The organism is Rhodococcus pyridinivorans, assembly GCF_900105195.1.
In the GTDB taxonomy this organism is placed as follows: Bacteria; Actinomycetota; Actinomycetes; order Mycobacteriales; family Mycobacteriaceae; genus Rhodococcus; species Rhodococcus pyridinivorans.
This window is the reverse complement of the sequence record NZ_FNRX01000002.1, coordinates 4,056,003-4,071,252: the sequence shown is the minus strand read 5'-3', so window position 1 is coordinate 4,071,252 and position 15,250 is coordinate 4,056,003. Positions and strand designations below refer to the sequence as shown.

General features: G+C 69.2%; 12 protein-coding genes and 1 pseudogene. 11 read left to right on the top strand and 2 right to left on the bottom strand.

Features of this window, described 5'->3' with window-relative positions:
* The 5 genes and pseudogenes from dapC (at position 1) to BLV31_RS19210 (ending at position 6,550) form a co-directional block, all read left to right on the top strand.
* The gene (gene dapC / locus BLV31_RS19230; RefSeq protein ID WP_217636625.1) at positions 1-1,113 is read left to right on the top strand and encodes a succinyldiaminopimelate transaminase; all 1,113 of its coding nucleotides are present in this window, start codon (positions 1-3) and stop codon (positions 1,111-1,113) included.
* A gap of 49 nt (positions 1,114-1,162) precedes the next feature.
* Positions 1,163-1,867 (top strand): hypothetical protein, encoded by a 705-nt coding sequence (locus BLV31_RS19225; protein WP_064060631.1) that lies wholly within the window; start codon positions 1,163-1,165, stop codon positions 1,865-1,867.
* 57 nt (positions 1,868-1,924) lie between these two features.
* Positions 1,925-3,355, top strand: a pseudogene (locus BLV31_RS19220) (acyl-CoA synthetase).
* A gap of 171 nt (positions 3,356-3,526) precedes the next feature.
* Positions 3,527-4,780 (top strand): PucR family transcriptional regulator, encoded by a 1,254-nt coding sequence (locus BLV31_RS19215; RefSeq protein WP_006550569.1) that lies wholly within the window; start codon positions 3,527-3,529, stop codon positions 4,778-4,780.
* A gap of 153 nt (positions 4,781-4,933) precedes the next feature.
* Positions 4,934-6,550: a substrate-binding domain-containing protein gene (locus tag BLV31_RS19210; protein ID WP_248846206.1), complete on the top strand. Its 1,617-nt coding sequence runs from the start codon at positions 4,934-4,936 to the stop codon at positions 6,548-6,550.
* Here BLV31_RS19210 and BLV31_RS19205 read toward each other — a convergent pair.
* Entirely contained in the window at positions 6,519-7,856 is a 1,338-nt protein-coding gene (locus tag BLV31_RS19205; protein ID WP_220577881.1) for an amino acid permease, read from the bottom strand. The genes BLV31_RS19210 and BLV31_RS19205 overlap by 32 nt on opposite strands.
* A gap of 107 nt (positions 7,857-7,963) precedes the next feature.
* Positions 7,964-8,917: a 2,3,4,5-tetrahydropyridine-2,6-dicarboxylate N-succinyltransferase gene (dapD, locus tag BLV31_RS19200; RefSeq protein WP_006550566.1), complete on the bottom strand. Its 954-nt coding sequence runs from the start codon at positions 8,915-8,917 to the stop codon at positions 7,964-7,966.
* A 98-nt stretch (positions 8,918-9,015) separates the two neighbouring features.
* Here dapD and dapE point away from each other — a divergent pair, with 98 nt between their 5' ends.
* The 6 genes from dapE to BLV31_RS19170 all read left to right on the top strand — a co-directional run bounded on the left by dapE (position 9,016) and on the right by BLV31_RS19170 (position 15,213).
* The gene (gene dapE, locus BLV31_RS19195; RefSeq protein WP_006550565.1) at positions 9,016-10,092 is read left to right on the top strand and encodes a succinyl-diaminopimelate desuccinylase; all 1,077 of its coding nucleotides are present in this window, start codon (positions 9,016-9,018) and stop codon (positions 10,090-10,092) included.
* A gap of 10 nt (positions 10,093-10,102) precedes the next feature.
* The gene (locus BLV31_RS19190; protein ID WP_064060673.1) at positions 10,103-10,906 is read left to right on the top strand and encodes an LOG family protein; all 804 of its coding nucleotides are present in this window, start codon (positions 10,103-10,105) and stop codon (positions 10,904-10,906) included.
* On the top strand, positions 10,900-11,460 hold the full coding sequence (locus tag BLV31_RS19185; protein ID WP_019288053.1) for an LOG family protein: 561 nt from the start codon (positions 10,900-10,902) through the stop codon (positions 11,458-11,460). The genes BLV31_RS19190 and BLV31_RS19185 overlap by 7 nt, the downstream gene beginning before the upstream one ends.
* Positions 11,461-11,608: 148 nt before the next feature.
* Positions 11,609-13,360 carry a long-chain-acyl-CoA synthetase gene (locus BLV31_RS19180; protein WP_064060629.1) on the top strand — a complete coding sequence of 584 codons (1,752 nt, stop codon included), beginning with the start codon at positions 11,609-11,611 and terminating at the stop codon, positions 13,358-13,360.
* Between the two features lie 18 nt (positions 13,361-13,378).
* Entirely contained in the window at positions 13,379-14,299 is a 921-nt protein-coding gene (folP, locus tag BLV31_RS19175) for a dihydropteroate synthase (protein WP_064060628.1), read from the top strand.
* Positions 14,296-15,213, top strand: a complete 918-nt coding sequence (locus BLV31_RS19170; RefSeq protein WP_024103435.1) for a glucosyl-3-phosphoglycerate synthase — start codon at positions 14,296-14,298, stop codon at positions 15,211-15,213. The genes folP and BLV31_RS19170 overlap by 4 nt, the downstream gene beginning before the upstream one ends.
* Positions 15,214-15,250: the final 37 nt, after the last annotated feature.

Here is a 15,250-nt window from a genome sequence, read left to right as displayed (position 1 = left end):
GTGAGCACGCGTGTCCGCCGTTCGGTGGCGAAGAGCCTGCCGGACTTCCCCTGGGATTCCCTGACCGACGCGAAGGCGAAGGCAGCGGCGCATCCCGACGGCATCGTCAACCTGTCGGTGGGCACACCGGTCGACCCGGTCGCCCCCGTGATCCGGGAGGCGCTCGTCTCCGTCGCGGAGGAGCCGGGCTACCCGACCACGCACGGCACCGCCGAACTGCGGCGGGCGGCCGTGGGTGCGCTCGAACGTCGCTACGGCATCACCGGTCTCGACGACTCGGCGATCCTGCCGGCGATCGGCACCAAGGAGATGATCGCCTGGCTGCCGTCGCTGCTCGGCCTCGGTGCCGACGATCTCGTCGTGATCCCCGAACTGGCGTACCCGACCTACGAGGTGGGCGGGCTGCTCGCCGGTGCCCGCATCATCCGCGCCGACGGGCTGACCCGCCTCGGCCCCGAGGTCGCGTCGCTGGTCTTCGTGAACTCGCCGTCGAACCCCACCGGCAAGGTGCTCGGACCCGACCACCTGCGCAAGGTCGTCGACTGGGCGCGCAGCCGCAACGCGATCGTCGTCTCCGACGAGTGTTATCTCGGGCTCACCTGGGAGTGTGAGGCCCTGTCGATCCTGCACCCGAACGTGTGCGGGGGCGACCACACCAACCTCCTCGCGGTGCACTCGCTGTCGAAGACCTCCAATCTCGCGAGCTACCGGGCCGGTTTCGTCACCGGCGACGCCGACCTCGTCGCCGACCTGCTCGAGGTCCGTAAGCACTCCGGCATGATGCTGCCGCTGCCGATCCAGGCCGCGATGACCGCGGCACTGAACGACGACGAACACGAGAACGCGCAGCGCGAGAAGTACCGCAAGCGTCGCGAGGTGCTCCTCGAGGCCGTGCGCGGCGCCGGCTTCACCGTCGACCATTCGGAGGCGGGCCTGTACCTGTGGGCGACGCGCGGTGAGGGATGCCGCGCGACCGTCGACTGGTTCGCCGACCGCGGCATCCTCGTCGCACCCGGCGAGTTCTACGGTCCCGGAGGTGTCCTGCACGTCCGGATCGCGCTCACCGCGACCGACGACGCCATCGACGCCGCCGCTGCCCGACTGCGCCGATAGAGCGCGCCGACGCACCGCTCAGCGAGCAGCTCGCCGGTAGATTGGCCCCGTGAGTTCGTCCGGTGAGGATCCGCTGCTGTGGGTGCTCTACGTCGCCGTGGTGGCCATCGCTGCGGTGAGCGCGTCACGCTCCCATGCGGGAAGTTCCGCGCACGCGACGACGCGATCGTTCTGGTGGCCTCCGCCGGTCGCGGCGACGATCCTGTGGTCGGTGGTCGCGGTGGCCTCGCTCGCGCCACTGGTCTTCCCGGGACTGCTCGACGCCTTCCGGCGGCAGCCGGTCCGCACCCGGGACTCGGGGGAGTGGTGGCGTGTCCTCACCGCAGGTCTGATCGAGGACGGCGGCGTGCTCCTCACCGTCGTGAACCTGCTGTTGCTCGCGGTGGTCGCCATCGCGATCGTGCGGGTGTGGGGGTGGTACCGCGCACTCGGGTTGTTCCTGGTCGGCCAGGTGCTGTGGGGGTTGTTCACCACCTTCGTCTTCCCGTCCGACGGCGCGGGAACAACCGGCGCGACGCTCGCGGCGGCCGCGACTCTCGCGGGACTGTGGCCGGTCGTCGGAGCGACACGCTCGCTGCTCGTCGCCTCCGCGGCGACCTTCCTTCTCGGTGTGGTCCTCGTGATCGCGGGCGATGCGCACGGCGTGGCCGTCCTCGTCGGAATGCTGCTGGGCGCGGTCCTGGCCACCGTGCTTCCCCCGGCACATCTGGCGCGGACATCGATATCCGCGGCGCGCGGCGGCATCCACACCTGACCGCCACACCCGACCGCCCCCGCGAGGCTGCGGCATCGATATGGAATCGTGGCTGTCGTGTCTGCACTGCTTCGTTCGCTGAATCCGCTGGCCGTCGCGCGGGGCGACGATCTCCCGGACGTCGTCCGTATCGACGGCCACACCTTCTCCCGCAGCGATCTGCTCGGCGCGGCCACCGCCGTCGCGGCGCGGGTGGCGCGCGCCGATCGGGTGGCCGTGCTCGCGACTCCGAGCGCGACCACCGTCGTCGCCGTGACCGGTGCCCTGCTCGCCGGGACGACCGTGGTGCCGGTGCCACCGGACTCGGGGCCCGCCGAACTCGCCCACATCCTGACGGACTCGGACGCGCAGGCCTGGCTCGGTCCGGCGCCGGAGGTGCAGCATCCCGACGTTCCGCAGTTGCCGAGCCTGCCGGTCCGCCTGCACGCCCGCGACTGGCACCACCTGCCCGAGCCGAACCCGGCGCGAATCGCGTTCGTGCTCTACACCTCCGGGACCACCGGCGCTCCGAAGGGTGTGCTGCTGAGCCGCCGGGCGATCGCCGCGGGCATCGACGCGCTCGCCGAGGCGTGGGCCTGGACCGAGCGCGACACGCTCGTCCACGGGCTGCCGCTGTTCCACGTGCACGGACTCGTGCTCGGTGTGGTCGGAGCCCTGCGGGTGGGCAGCCGGCTGATCCACACGGGGAAGCCCACTCCGCAGGCCTACGCCGAAGCGCAGGGATCCCTCTACTTCGGGGTGCCGACGGTGTGGACACGCGTCGTCGAGGACGAGGACTCCGCCCGCGCGCTCAGCGGCGCGCGACTGCTCGTCTCCGGCAGCGCGCCGCTGCCGGTGCCGGTCTTCGAACGACTGCGTGAGCTCACGGGACTGGTTCCGATCGAGCGCTACGGCATGAGCGAGACGATGCTGACGCTCAGCACGCGCGTCGACGGCGAGCGCCGTCCCGGCTGGGTCGGCACGCCGGTGGCCCGGGTCGAGACGCGCCTGCGCGACGAGCAGGGCCGCGACGTGCCCCACGACGGGGAGAGCATCGGCGTCTTGCAGGTGCGTGGACCGATGCTCTTCGACGGCTACCTGAACAGGCCGGAGGCCACCGCGGCCGCGTGGACCGAGGACGGATGGTTCGTCACCGGCGATGTGGCGGCCGTCGACGAGGGCGGATTCCACCGCATCGTGGGTCGCGAGTCGACCGATCTGATCAAGACCGGTGGGTTCCGGGTGGGTGCGGGGGAGATCGAGACCGTTCTGCTCGGTCATCCCGCGGTGCGGGAGGTGGCCGTGGTGGGCCTGCCCGACGACGACCTCGGTCAACGGATCGTCGCGTTCGTGGTGCCCGCCGCCGACGGCCCCCAAGTCGACGGGTAGGAACTGATCGACCTTGTCGCACAACAGCTTTCCGTGCACAAGCGGCCCCGGGAGGTGCGTGTGGTGGGTGACCTTCCACGCAATGCGATGGGCAAGGTGCAGAAGAAGAAACTGGGCTGACAGGGTCGGTGGGGAGCGCCCGCGGGCAGGTTCCTGTCACCGGAACTTCGTGGAAAATCGGTCACAGGGGTTGCATGTGTCACACTGCGAGGCGGATTCTCTACTGCACCGTATGTAGATCTACTCACTTCGATGGGGGTTCGAGGGATGTCTGTAACGGATCAGGTCCGGGTGACCGGGCACGATCGTCGGGGGGACGGTGACAACGCTCCGCTCTTCCTGGTGGACGGGAAGCCCGCGTCCGTTCCGCTGCGCGATCTGCCTGCCGTGGCTCGCAAACTCGTGGCGCACTTCGCCGACAACGTGGCGCCGTGTTCGCTGCGACCGGGCGAATCGCTGCGCGGTGACGTCACCGAGGTCACCGTGCGCTGCCTGCGCATCGCGATCCATCTCCTCGACTCCGGAGAACTACCCTCCGACGCGGAACTCGCCGACCTGCGCAGCAGCGCAGCCCAGTGGGCCCGCGCCGGCTTCCGGCTCGAATACATGCTCCGGATCTATCACGAAGGCATCCGTCTCGGGTGGGAGCTGGTCACCGATCGGGCCCGGGAGGGCGATGTCTCCTCCGTCGCCGACGCGTCCCGCCTGTGGATGGCGCTGCTCGAGAAGGTCACCGTCGCCGCGACCACCGGTTTCGTCGCCGAACTCGACGCCATCCGCCGTGAACGCGACGTCGCCGCGCAGGAACTGGTCGCCGCGCTGCTGAGCGGGCAGGACGCCGCGGCCGTGGCGCAACGCTCCGGGTTGGTGCTCGCCGACACCTACACCGTGCTCGCGGTCTCGCTCACCCGACATCCCGACGAACGCAATCCGCACGTGCGGCCGGAGGTCGTCGCGCGGCGCACCCTGCGCCGGGTCGAGACCGAACTCGAGGCGATCTGCGAGGGCCGCCACCTCGCGATGCTCGGCCCCGAGGGCGGCACCGTCCTGCTCCCCGAATCGCCCTCGACCGAGGCGATCGAGGAATTCCGGCAGCGCATCGAGACCGTCGCGGGCGTGTCCGTCACGATCGCTCTCGTCCACGCCCCCGTCCGGGAGGTGCCCACCGCGGCGAAGCAGGCCCACGAACTGCTCGATCTGGTGCGACGGCTCGGCCGTGCGGTCGGGGCCTACGGTATGCAGGATCTGGCCCTCGAGTACCAGCTCACGCGGCCCGGACCGGCGCGCCGTCACCTCGCACGCGTCCTCGACCCGCTCGACGAATCACCCGAACTCGTCGAGACGCTGGAAACGCACATCGCCCACGACCTGAGCCGCCAGCTCACGGCCAAGACCCTGCACGTCCACGCGAACACTGTCGACTACCGCCTCAAGCGGGTCGCGCAACTCACCGGATTCGACCCCACCCGGCCCTCCGGACTGCGCCAGCTGCAGGCGGCGCTGATCGCTCGACGACTCGAACTGGAGAGCTCCGAACAGGGCTGATATCGCGTCGGATTCGGCTTCCCGAGGCGTGCCGGTCTATATCATCGGTCTCGGGCGACCGAGGGGCGTCACCCGGAGTGAGCACGAGGGGGCCGACGCATGGCGGGGGAGTTCGGACCGTCCGAGTCGGGTCCGCCGAGCCGTCGTGGCGGCGTGAGTGGGGATGCACGGCCGGGCGGGGGTCGGGCGCGCTGGTTTGTCGTCGCCGTGATCCTCGTCCTCGCGGCCGGATCCGTCGCCTTCCTGTTCGTGGAGCGGCGGAGTGGGTGCGACGACTCCGAGCACTACACCGTGGCGGTCACCGCCGACCTCGCACCGGTGATCGAGGGGACCTCGGTATCCGGATGTACGGAGTTCGAGGTCGTCGAACAGGAACCGGGGGAGGTGTCGGCGCGACTGGCGACCGACGACGTTCCCGACCTGTGGCTCCCGGCGGGCGGTTGGTGGGCGTCGTGGGCGGGTGAGACCGCCACGGGCCCGGTGCGCACGGTGTCGACACCGCTGGCCACCACGCCGCTCGTGATCGCGGGTGCGCCGGGCACCGTCGAACCGGCGGCCGACTGGCAGGAGGCCCTGTCCGATCCCGGTCTCGTCTTCGGCAATCCATTGCGCTCCGGTCCCGCGGCAGGTGCCATCCGCGCCGTGCTGGCCGAGGCCGCCGACGATCCCGTCGCGATGGGCACGGTCCGTCCCGTCATGGCGCCGCTCGCCGAGCGGGAGGGGGTTCGCGACGAGGAGGTACCTACCGGATCGACCTTGCTCGAGGAGACCGTCGCCGATGGTGGGACGGTGGTGAGCACCGAACAGCAGGTCGAGACCTATCGCAGCGTCCACAAGCGCGAACTGGGCATCGAGGTACCCGCCACCGGGACGCTGCTCGTGGACTATCCGGTGGTCGTGACGGCGCGCGGAGAACGGCACGACGCCGCGGCGGCGGCCGCCACGGCGCTGACCGACGCGCTGCACACGTCCGAAGGACTCGACAGGCTGACCCGTCACGGCTTCCGGGACGGAGGCGGACGACCCCTGCCCGACGGCCGCGGTGTGGGAGCGGTGCCGGTGCTCGAACTCGACGACGAGACCGTCGCCGAGGAGGCGATGAACGTGTGGGCGTTGCAGGCGCTTCCCGTGCGCACCGTGTTCGCGGTGGACGTCTCCGCGTCGATGAACCGTAATCTCGGCGACGAGAGTCGGATCGAACTGGTCCGGCGCGCCGCGACCGCCGCCAACGAGGTCCTGCCCGGGAACGTCTCAGCGGGCCTGTGGTTCTTCGGTGGGGGAGTGAGCGACTACGCCACATTGCCGAACGACCGCGCCGAGGCAACGGGGGACTACATCATGGCGGCACCGATCCGGCGCTTCGATGCGGTGGTGGACGACGGTACCCAACGCGACCTGCTCACCTCGCTCGTCGCGCAGATGGCCGGTACGGCCGACGAGACCACCGCGCTCTACGACACGATCCTCGCGGCCTTCCGGTACGTGCAGGACAGCTACGATCCGCGCGCGGCCAACAGTGTCGTCGTGGTGACCGACGGCGCCGACAACGGTTCCGCGATGTCGAAGGACGAACTGCTCGCGGTCCTCTCGAACGAGAACGATCCGTCCAGGCCGGTACGAATCGTGACGATCGGACTCGGTGAGGACGTGGACACCGCAACCCTCGAGCAGATCGCCGCGGCGACCGGAGGGGTGAGCTACCGGACGAGCGATCCGCTCGACATCACCGAGCTGGTGCTCACTGCGCTGGCCGATCGGACGGGTGGCTGACCGTCTTGTCGTCGTGGGTGCGGTGCCAGAGCAAGCCGAGCGCCGTGATGATCAGGAACAGCACGAAGGTCGACGCGAGCTGGACCCGGGCCGCGCTGTCGGACAGCATCAGCACGATGAAGCCGATGAGCATCGCGAGCGTGAACCAGCTGAGATAGGGGAACAGCCACATGCGCAGGCGGATGGTGCCTTCGCGCTCGAACTTGCGGCGCAGTCGCAGATGCGAGACGACGATGAACAACCAGATCGCGATGAGCGCCGATCCGACCGCGTTGAGCAGGATCCCGAGGATGGTGTCGGGCAGCAGCCAGTTGAGCCACACGCTGACGAAGCCGAAGAACACCGAGACGAGCACCGCGTTGCGGGGCACTCCGTGGTGGGTGAGCTTACTGAGCCAGGCCGGTCCGTCGCCGCCGCGTGCCAGCGAGTAGGCCATGCGGGAGGTGCCGTAGACGTTGGCGTTGAACGCCGACAGCAGCGCGATCACCACGACGAGTTCCATGAAGCCGGACACGTAGGGGATGCCGGCGATGTCGAGCACCGAGACGAACGGGGAGGTCTCACCGCTCGCCGCGGTCCACGGCAGCACGAGCACCATGATCGAGATCGACCCGAGGTAGAAGACCGAGATCCGCCAGACGACACTGCGCACGGCCGTCGCGATGGACCGTTCCGGATCCTTCGATTCGGCCGCGGCGATCGTGACGATCTCGATGCCGCCGAACGCGAAGGCCACCGCGAGCAGACCGGCCGCGACACCGGCGATCCCGTTGGGCGCGAAACCGTCGCCGTCGCCGAGCAGGTGCGTGGTGCCGACGGGTTCGGTGCCCGGAAGCAGACCGAACACGAGCAGGATGCCGATCACCAGGAACCCGAGGATGACCGCGACCTTCAGTGCCGCGAACCAGAACTCGAACTCACCGAAGTTGGCGACCCTCGCCAGATTGACCACCGCGAAGAAGGTGACGAACACCAGCGCGACCACCCATTGGGGTACGCCCGGCAGCCACGACTGCACGATCGCGGAGGCACCGGTGATCTCGACACCGAGCACCATGATCAGCATGAACCAGTACAGCCACCCCATGCTGAATCCGGCCCAGCGGCCGATTCCGATGCGCGCGTAGTGCGAGAACGAACCGCTCACCGGCAGCGCGGCACCCATCTCGCCGAGCATGCGCATCACGAAGATGATCATCACGCCGGCGAGCAGGTACGAGACGATGATGGCAGGACCGGCTGCGGCGATACCCACTCCGGAACCGAGGAACAGGCCCGCGCCGATGGCGGAGCCGAGTCCCATCATGGTCAGATGGCGGACCTTCAGGCCGCTCCCGAGATGTTCGGCCTCGGACGCGGGCCGCTGGGTTTCACTCACAGTTTCTCGGTTCCGAATCTGTTGTGGGTGCAGAGTCAGTCGTTGGCGTGCAGAGCCGCGTTCAGTTCGACTCCGCTGCCCTTGTTCGGCACGACCTCGACCGCGCCGCTCACCGAGTTGCGTCGCAGCAGGAGGTTGGACGCGCCGCTGAGGGTCGCGGCCTTGACGACGGTGCCGTCAGGTCCGGTGACCTTGGTACCGGCGGTGACGTACAGGCCGGCCTCGACGATGCAGTCGTCGCCGAGCGAGATGCCCACGCCCGCGTTCGCACCGAGCAGGCAGCGCTTGCCGACGGAGATGACCTCCTTGCCGCCACCGGAGAGGGTGCCCATGATCGAGGCGCCTCCACCGACGTCGGAACCGTCGTCGACGACGACACCCGCGGAGATGCGGCCCTCGACCATCGAGTTGCCGAGCGTGCCGGCGTTGAAGTTGACGAAGCCCTCGTGCATCACGGTGGTGCCGGACGCGAGGTGCGCACCGAGGCGGACGCGGTCGGCGTCGGCGATGCGGACACCGGCCGGAACGACGTAGTCGACCATGCGGGGGAACTTGTCGACACCGAAGACTGTCACCGGTCCGCGGATACGCAGACGGGAGCGCACGGTCTCGAAGTTCTCGAGCGAGCACGGGCCGTAGTTGGTCCACACGACGTTCGCGAGCATGCCGAAGATGCCGTCGAGGCTGAGCCCGTGCGGCTGGACGAGACGGTGCGACAGCAGGTGCAGGCGCAGGTAGACGTCGTGAGTGTCGACGGGCGGCTTCGACAGGTCCGCGATGTCGGTGCGCACCACGACCTGCTGGACCTCGCGCGCCTCGTCGTGACCGGCGAGCAGGGCGAGATCGGACGGGATGTCCGTGCCCTCGAGTCGCGTCGTTCCGGTTTCGCTCGGCTCGCCGAGGGCGGGTGCCGGGTACCACGTGTCGAGGACGGTCCCGTCCTCCGTGATGTTCGCGATGCCTACTGCTGATGCTCCGTGTGCACTCACGGGTGAGAAGCGTACGCGAGGCGGTCCTGCGCCTGTGTCCCCCCTGAGAAAATCGTGTGCGGGGTCTGAGGAACAGGCGCGTTTCGTATCGTGCAGGTATGCCCGTACCGCAGCTGGACCTGCACGCCGACCCCGTCGAACTGACCGCCGCGCTCGTCGACATCCCGAGCGTGTCGCAGAACGAGACGCTCATCGCCGACGCCGTGGAGACGGCCCTGCGCGAGCAGACCGACGGCTTCGAGGTCGTGCGCAACGGCAACTGTGTCCTGGCGCGGACGAACCGCGGACTCGGCAGCCGTGTGATGCTCGCCGGCCACCTCGACACCGTCCCGATCGCCGACAACGTGCCGTCGCGGCGCGACGGCGACCTGATGTGGGGCTGCGGCACCTCCGACATGAAGGCCGGCGACGCCGTCTTCCTGCACCTCGCGGCGACCGTCACCGATCTCGCTCACGACCTGACGATCGTGATGTACGACTGCGAGGAGATCGCGGCCGCGTACAACGGGCTCGGACGGATCGAGACCGAACTGCGCGACTGGCTCGACGCGGACGTCGCGATCCTCGGCGAACCCACCTCGGGTGAGATCGAGGCCGGTTGCCAGGGCACCCTGCGGGTGCGCATCACGACCGACGGTGTGCGGGCGCATTCGGCGCGCTCCTGGCTCGGCGACAACGCGATCCACAAGCTCGCTCCCGTGCTCGACCGTCTGGCCCGCTACGAGGCACGGTCGGTCGACATCGACGGTTGTGTGTACCGGGAAGGACTGTCGGCCGTGCACATCGAGGGCGGTGTCGCCGGCAACGTGGTGCCCGACGCCGCTGCGCTCGACGTGAACTTCCGGTTCGCCCCGGATCGCAGCCCCGACGACGCACTCGCGCACGTCCGCGAGGTCTTCGACGGTCTCGCGATCTCGATGGAACTCACCGACATGTCACCCGGCGCGCTGCCCGGACTGTCGAACCCGGCCGCGGCGGCGCTCGTCGAGGCCGCGGGCGGGAAGTTCCGGGCCAAGTACGGCTGGACCGACGTCTCGCGGTTCGCCGCGCTGGGGATTCCGGCCGTCAACTACGGGCCGGGCGACCCGAACCTCGCGCACAAGCGCGACGAGCACGTCGAGGTCGGGCGGATCACCGAGGTGACCTCCGTTCTGCGCTCCTATCTCACCCGATAACGTGGCCGCCATGTCCGGCGACAACTCCTCCTCCGAACGCGGCTCCCGGCGCGAGGTCGTGCACCAGGGCCCGGTGCAACTGCGCGGCTCTCTCGCCCGCGAGGCGACGACGATGGACCAGCGGCTGCTCGATCGCCGCGGCCCGTCCGACTGGGTGCACACCGATCCGTGGCGTGTGCTGCGGATCCAGAGCGAGTTCGTCGAAGGCTTCGGTGCGCTCGCCGAGGTGCCCCGCGCCGTCACCGTCTTCGGATCGGCGCGCACCCCGGCCGGTCACGAGGAGTACGAGATCGGCCGCGAGCTCGGCGCCGCACTCGTCCACGCCGGATACGCCGTCGTCACCGGTGGCGGTCCGGGCGCGATGGAGGCGGCCAACCGCGGTGCCAGCGAGGCCGGGGGACTGTCGATCGGACTGGGGATCGAGCTGCCCTTCGAACAGGGCCTCAACGAGTGGGTCGATCTCGGCCTGAACTTCCGGTACTTCTTCGCGCGCAAGACGATGTTCGTGAAGTACTCGCAGGCGTTCGTGTGCCTGCCCGGGGGTTTCGGGACGCTCGACGAGCTGTTCGAGGCACTGACCCTCGTGCAGACCAGCAAGATCACGCAGTTCCCGATCGTGCTGTTCGGTTCGGAGTACTGGAACGGTCTGGTGGGCTGGCTGCGCGAGACCCTGGTCCGCGGCGGCAAGATCTCGCCCGCCGACCTCGACCTGCTCTTCGTCACCGACAGCGTCGAGGAGACGGTGGACATCATCCTCGAGGCGCATCGCGGCGAGGACGAGAACGAACTGTACGGAAACGGGAGTGGATGGTAACCGAAGCTCTGTCGGTCTGTGTGTACTGCGCGTCGGGCCCTGTCGACCAGAAGTTCCTCGAACTCGCCGCCGCTGTCGGTACCGAGATAGGCCGACGGGGCTGGCAGCTGGTCTCCGGCGGCGGCAACGTATCGATGATGGGCGCGGTCGCCGACGCGGCCCGCGCGGCCGGCGCGCACACGATCGGGGTCATTCCGAAGGCACTCGTGCACCGCGAGGTCGCGGACGTCGACGCCGACGAGTTGATCGTCACCGAGACGATGCGCGAGCGCAAACGCATCATGGAGGACCGCGCCAACGCCTTCCTGACCCTGCCCGGCGGCATCGGAACCCTCGAGGAACTGTTCGAGACGTGGACCGCGGGGTATCTCGGTATGCATGACAAGCCGGTCGTCCTGCTCGATCCCACGGGCCACTTCGACGGCCTGCTCGGCTGGCTCGGGTCGATGGTCGACACCGGCTTCGTCGCGCAACGCGCACTCGACGGTCTCGCGGTCACCACCGACCTCGCCGACGCGCTCGACCGTTGCGCTGCGCCGTACGCGACGGTCTGAGGTGTTCCACTTCGCCGCGCGCTTATCTACTCTTCGGTAAGTTCGGGGGAACGCCGTGGGTGTCGCCCGAGCGAGCCCGCCCGTCCCCAACGTCGCCGTGAGGAAATCTGTCGTGACCACTCGATCCGATCGAGGCAATGTCCCCGTCGTGTCCCTGCCCGGACTCGTCTCGAAACTGCCCCGGATGGCTACCGATCTCCCCATCGTGCTGCGCGGAGCAGCCGGGATGACCCGGAAGCCGACCGCCCGCGAGACGATCGGGTCGGTCTTCCAGAAGCTCGCCGAGCGTCACCCGGAGCGGCCCTTCATCCGGTTCGAGGGAGCCTCCATCGGGTACGGCGAGGCCAACACGCAGGTCAACCGGTACGCAGCGGTGCTCGCCGATCGCGGTGTCGGCATGGGCGACGTCGTGGGCATCCTCATGGGCAACCGGCCCGAGACCCTGCTGGTCGCGCTGGCCGCGGTCAAGCTCGGTGCGGCCGCCGGCATGCTCAACATCAACCAGCGTGGTGAGGTGCTCGAGCACAGCCTGTCGCTGCTCGACAGCGCCGCCCTCGTGATCGGGGAGGAGTGCGAGGAGGCCGTCGACTCTCTCGGTGGCGAGCCGCAGGCCCGCACCGTGCTGCGCTTCGACGATCTCGACACCGCCGCCCGCGACGCCGACGCGTCGAATCCCGCAGTCACCGAGGAGCTGCAAGCGTCCGAGACGGCCTACTACATCTTCACCTCCGGCACGACAGGACTGCCGAAGGCCAGCCGCATGACGCACTTCCGGTGGCTGAAATCGATGTCGGGCCTGGGCAGCCTCGGCGTGCGCCTGCGCCGGACCGACGTCCTGTACTCCTGCCTGCCGCTCTATCACAACAACGCCCTCACGGTCGCGTTGTCCTCGGTGCTCGCCGCCGGCGCCACGCTCGGGCTCGGCCGGAAGTTCTCGGCGTCCAACTTCTGGAACGACGCGCAGCGCAACGGCGCCACGGCCTTCATCTACATCGGCGAGATCTGCCGCTACCTGCTCAACCAGCCGCCGCGGGAGGACGACGCCGACCACGGGATCCGCCTCGCCGTCGGCAACGGTCTGCGCGCAGAACTGTGGGACGAGTTCACCGAACGCTTCGGTATCGACCGCGTCGCGGAGTTCTACGGTGCGAGCGAATGCAACATCGCCTTCATCAACGCGCTCGACCAGAAGCGCACCGCCGGCATCTGCCCGCTGCCCTACGCCGTCGTCGAGTACGACCCCGATTCGGGCCAGGCACGTCGCGGCGACGACGGCCGGTTGAAGAAGGTCGGCAAGGGCGAGGTCGGACTGCTCCTCGCGAAGGTCACCTCCCGCGCACCCTTCGACGGGTACACCGATCCCGAGGCCACCGAGAAGAAGCTGCTCCGCGACGCGTTCTCCGACGGCGACGTCTGGTTCGACACCGGCGACCTCGTCCGCAACCAGGGATGGATGCACGTCGCGTTCGTCGACCGGCTCGGCGACACCTTCCGGTGGAAGGGCGAGAACGTCGCGACCACGCAGGTCGAAGCCGCGGTGTCGTCGCACGAGACGATCGCCGAGGCCGTCGTCTACGGCGTCGAGGTCGACGGGGCCGACGGCCGCACCGGGATGGCCGCGATCACCTTGAAGGAGGGCGCCGAGCTCGACGGAGCGGCGCTCGCGAAGTCGCTGCACGACGCGTTGCCGGACTACGCGGTTCCGCTGTTCGTCCGCATCGTCGACGAGCTCGAGTACACGACGACCTTCAAGAGCAGGAAGGTCGATCTGCGCAAGCAGGGCTACAGCGAGACCGGTGAGGACGAGGTGTACGTCCTCGCGAGTCGCAGCGAGGGTTACCGGCCGATCTTCGACGGCTTCGTCGACGGCGTCGCGCGAGGAGAATTGCCCGGTCGCTGAGCATGTCAGGATGGGATCATGAGCGGCCCCGCGACCGATGTCGACGAGCAGACCCCCGTGACCCGTCCCGGTCCGGCACCGTCCACCCTGTGCGGGCGCCCCGTCGCCACCGACAGGGCGCTCGTCATGGCGATCGTCAACCGCACCCCGGACTCGTTCTACGACCGGGGAGCGACCTTCGAGGACGACATGGCGCTCGCGGCCGTCGACCGCGCAGTGGCCGAGGGTGCCGACCTCGTCGACATCGGCGGGGTGAAGGCCGGGCCGGGTGAGGTCGTCGGCAGCGACGAGGAGATCCGGCGCGTCGTGCCGTTCGTCGCCGCGATCCGCGAGCGCTATCCGGATGTGCTCATCAGCGTCGACACCTGGCGCAGCGAGGTCGCGCGTCGCGCTGTGGGCGAAGGCGCCGATCTGATCAACGATACGTGGGCCGGTGCCGATCCCGAGCTCGTCGCGGTCGCCGCGGAACTCGGGGCCGGCATCGTCTGCTCCCACACGGGCGGCGCCGTCCCGCGCACCCGCCCGCACCGTGTGCGGTACACCGACGTCGTCGGGGAGGTGGTGCGGGAGGTCGTCGCGGCCGCGGATGCCGCCGCCCGCGCCGGCGTCGCGAGCGACTCGATCCTCATCGACCCGACCCACGATTTCGGAAAGAACACCCATCACGGACTCGCTCTGTTGCGGCACGTGGACGTTCTTGTAAAAACCGGGTGGCCTGTGCTTATGGCGCTGAGCAACAAGGACTTCGTGGGGGAGACTCTGGGAGTCGAACTCGCCGACCGGTTGGAGGGCACATTGGCAGCGACAGCTCTGGCGGCAGCGGCCGGCGCACGAATGTTCCGGGTACACGAGGTGGCAGCCACACGTCGGGTGGTCGACATGGTCGCGGCGATCGCGGGCACACGCCCGCCGGCGCGCACGGTGAGGGGGTTGGCATGAGTGCACCTGCACGCACGTGGAACGAAGCCAACAGCTGGGATCGGCCCGCCTGGGCGATCGACGAGCTGATCGCGGCCAAGGCCGGCCGCACAGTGACCGTGGTGCTGCCCGCCCTCAACGAGGAGGAGACCGTCGCGAGTGTGATCGACACGATCCACCCGCTGCTCGGTGGTCTCGTGGACGAACTGGTGGTCCTCGATTCGGGTTCCACCGACGAGACCGCCACCCGGGCGCGGGCGGCGGGTGCCCGTGTCATGTCCAGGGAGGAAGCGGTGCCGGGCATCGAACCGGTCCCCGGCAAGGGGGAGGTGCTGTGGCGGTCGCTTGCGGCGACCTCCGGCGACATCATCGCCTTCGTCGACTCCGATCTGATCGATCCCGATCCGGCCTTCGTGCCGAAACTGCTCGGACCCCTGCTGCTCGGCGACGGTGTGCACCTCGTCAAGGGGTACTACCGGCGCCCGCTGCGCACCGGTGGGGGCGAGGACGCCCACGGCGGTGGCCGCGTCACCGAGCTTGTCGCACGGCCGCTGCTCGCGGCACTGCGACCGGAGCTGACCTGCGTGCTGCAACCGCTCGGCGGTGAGTACGCGGGGACGAGGGAACTGCTCGAGTCGGTCCCGTTCGCACCGGGTTACGGGGTGGAGATCGGGTTGCTGCTCGACACCTACGACCGGTTCGGTCTCCACGCGATCGCGCAGGTCAACCTCGGGGTCCGCAAGCACCGCAACCGGCCGCTGTCCGAACTCGGGGCGATGAGCCGGCAGATCGTGGGCACGATGCTCGCGCGCTGCGGGATCCCCGATTCGGGTGCGCCGCTCACCCAGTTCCTGGTGGAGGGCGATGCGTTCGTGCCGTTCGACACCTCCGTCGATCTCACCGACCGCCCCCCGATGGTGACGGTCACCGGCTGACCCGACCGTCCGGCACCGGTCCCGGCCGGTGTCGGCC

What these genes read in the sequence shown, in the direction of transcription:
- BLV31_RS19185 (WP_019288053.1), top strand. Translation starts at nt 10,900, where the DNA reads ATGGTAACCGAAGCTCTGTCGGTCTGTGTGTACTGCGCGTCGGGCCCT.
- BLV31_RS19190 (WP_064060673.1), top strand. Translation starts at nt 10,103, where the DNA reads ATGTCCGGCGACAACTCCTCCTCCGAACGCGGCTCCCGGCGCGAGGTC.
- BLV31_RS19205 (WP_220577881.1), bottom strand. Translation starts at nt 7,856, where the DNA reads ATGATGGGACTCGGCTCCGCCATCGGCGCGGGCCTGTTCCTCGGTTCC.
- dapE (WP_006550565.1), top strand. Translation starts at nt 9,016, where the DNA reads ATGCCCGTACCGCAGCTGGACCTGCACGCCGACCCCGTCGAACTGACC.
- folP (WP_064060628.1), top strand. Translation starts at nt 13,379, where the DNA reads ATGAGCGGCCCCGCGACCGATGTCGACGAGCAGACCCCCGTGACCCGT.
- BLV31_RS19170 (WP_024103435.1), top strand. Translation starts at nt 14,296, where the DNA reads ATGAGTGCACCTGCACGCACGTGGAACGAAGCCAACAGCTGGGATCGG.